Annotated in this window: 1 protein-coding gene; it reads right to left on the bottom strand. The window is 34.8% G+C overall.

Going from position 1 to position 2,746, the window contains the following annotated elements; translation table 4 throughout:
* On the bottom strand, positions 1 to 2,746 hold a 2,746-nt coding region (locus R7X45_RS03725), incomplete at both ends, for a hypothetical protein (protein ID WP_318055958.1).

Raw genomic sequence — 2,746 nt, 5'->3', positions numbered from 1 at the left:
TGGGCATCTAATAATAAAGTTGAATTTAATGTAATTCTTAATTCAGCATTAGTTCCTGAAAGATTAACTTTTTCGACTGCACTAATAAATGAAGCTGTATCAAAAGTAGTCTTAACTGCAGGAGCTGGGACAGAAGCAGGCACTGTTGGATCTTGAAGCGGGCTTGTTGAGATATTTACATTTAAAAAGTTAGTATTAGCCAGAGTTGCTGGTGAACCAGCCGGAGTACCTGCAGGAGCAGGAGCCGCCGGAGAAGCTACAGTACCAGCTTGAGCGGCTTGAGAACCATCTTGGAATGAACTAGCACCAGAAGAAGAACTGTCAAAAACACTAAGACTACGACGAGAACGTGCCAAAGGAACAAGACTTGAGGACTGAATTGCTGAGTGTGTTCTTGTTGAGTCAGTTGAAGTTACTGTATTTAGTGGGAAATATTTAACTACTTTTTGGTTTGAATCAACATTAGGAATAAACTCAAGTTTAGATATTTCAAAACGGCTTCCTACCGGAACCTTATTTGCTAAATTATCTTTATTAATTCTAAACACAGCAAGACCATCTTGGTCAACGGTTGTCTCAACACTAAGATCAGGATCATCTTGGCCTGCGGCTTGGAATTTTTTAAATGTTAGTCTAACTTTATTGTTAACTAAAAATCAGTTTTTATTAATATCAAAAACCATTCTTAGAACCGCGCCATGACGTTTAAATTCAGTTTGGGCAATATAATTAGGAGTAACGTCCCGGGCAGTTGTTGCAAATTCTTTTTGGTCTTCAGTAAGAGTATTTAAAAATCCAAGGCGAACGCCGTTGACAAAAATATCAACAATTGAATAAACTGTATATTTTTCTAAGTCTTCTAATAAAAATTTAACAGTAGCTACGTTGCTTTGCTCGTCAAAAGTGATTTGGGCACCTGCCTGCGAAATTGCACCGGTACGATTTGACTTTACAACTAATTTAATGTCTGCAGCGGCACTAGCAGCTTTAGGACCGCTGACATAATCTTTGAAAAATTGTTTTGGATCTTTAATTTTAAGCTCAATACCAGCTTGAGTATCAGTTAAATTGGTTTGCTCTAGGGTTAAGCTAGGCATTTTTGCTTTTAATTCTTGTTCAAGTAAAGTTTTGTCAATTTTAATTTCAGAAATTAAAGACTTTGTTGAAAAGAGTTTTTTGTGTTTGTCTTCAACTTCTGTTTTGTCAAATACTACATTAATATTATTTGCAACTGGACTTGCCTCAGGGGCTTGACGCCGAGTACGCCGACCGATTGAACGAGTGCTACGAGCTAATACTTTTTTAGATAATTTTAAGCCTTTAACTTCATAAGTACTTGCCTCATCAAGATCGTCAATTGTAAAAATTGCTTGGTTATTTGAGACAATAACTTTGCTTGATTTTTTGACTTCGGTGTCTTTAGTTTTTAGAACATATTCAAGTTCAGCTTCAAATTGATCATTTAAAATATCATCATTAACTGAGTCAAAAAAGACTGTAAGTTCAACACTTGTCTCGGTAACATCAACATAAGAAATATTTTTAACACTAACTGTGGTTAGTTGGGTTACAAATGTTTTAGGATCACTAGCTATATTTTGTGCAAAAGGAATTGAATAAATACCATTTGGCCGAACAACAGAAATTGAACTAACTTCATATTTTGTTAGTTTTTCTAAATTGTTATTAAATTCAAATTCAACTGAAGCAGAAGTCTCAGCTTGTTGACCAGCAACTGAATTTTCAGCTTTAATTTTTGCTGAAGCTAGTACTATTTTCCCTGTTTGTTTATTAATAAGCGTTAATGTTGCAAGTTGGTCTTTTTTTAGTTTTAGTATTTCATTATTTGAGTTAGAAAATTCAACTTTAATTTTTGCTGACTGTTGTTTGTCAATGTTGGTTGTTGAATCAACTGGGTTAAATTCAATGCTTGAAACAACAACGTCAGTTGCAAATTTTAGAGTTTTTTGGTTTGAACTAGCGGTAATTTCGGCGGCCCTTGAAGTATTAGGGTCAGTCTGAGCTAGAAAATCATTAACTATTTTAAATTTAGGACCAGTTGTTGTATATTGATCATTAGTCTGTACATCTTGCTTGTTTGCCAAACTTAAAAGGGCAATTTTAAAGTCTTTACCTTCAGCAAGATTGTCAAAAGTAATTTCAGCTCTTAGCCGTCCATCGTCTAGTTTTTCAATTTTTACTGTTTTTTTAGTGTTGGTGTTCCCTTGACCTTGAGCCAAAGCATTAACGGTAACAAGCTGAGCTACAGGATCGCCGTCTGGAGTTATTTCAACTTCGATTTGCTTGTTAGCTAAATAAGCATCTCTAATTGGGTCAAAATAAATTTCGGCCTTAACAGAGTTTTGTTTGATATCTGAATAGACAAGATTTTTAACTTCAATGCTGTCAACATTTACAACAAAACTCTTAGCACTATCTTCTGTAAAGTTTTTCTCATCTTTGTAAATTAAATAATCAGGACGAGAATAGTCATTTACTGAAACTAGTTCGTATTTTACTGCTCGATCAAGATTTGAAAAAGTAAATTCAGCTTCAATTTGACCGGTTTTTTCTTCGGCTTTGGCACTTGAGGCTACAATTGCACCTGTTTGGGTGTTTTTTATTAAAAGGGTTAGCTGTTTTTGTTGGCTAGCAACTTGCTGTAAGAGTAATTTTTGGGCATCGGCAAAAGTTAGCTTTACTTTAACAGTCTCATTTTGGTTTGAGGTGACTGAGAAAGTCTTTA

Origin of the sequence: Mesomycoplasma ovipneumoniae, assembly GCF_033343935.1 — a bacterium.
Classification (GTDB): domain Bacteria; phylum Bacillota_I; class Bacilli_A; order Mycoplasmatales; family Metamycoplasmataceae; genus Mesomycoplasma; species Mesomycoplasma ovipneumoniae_G.
This window is presented reverse-complemented; position numbering and strand designations above follow the sequence as displayed.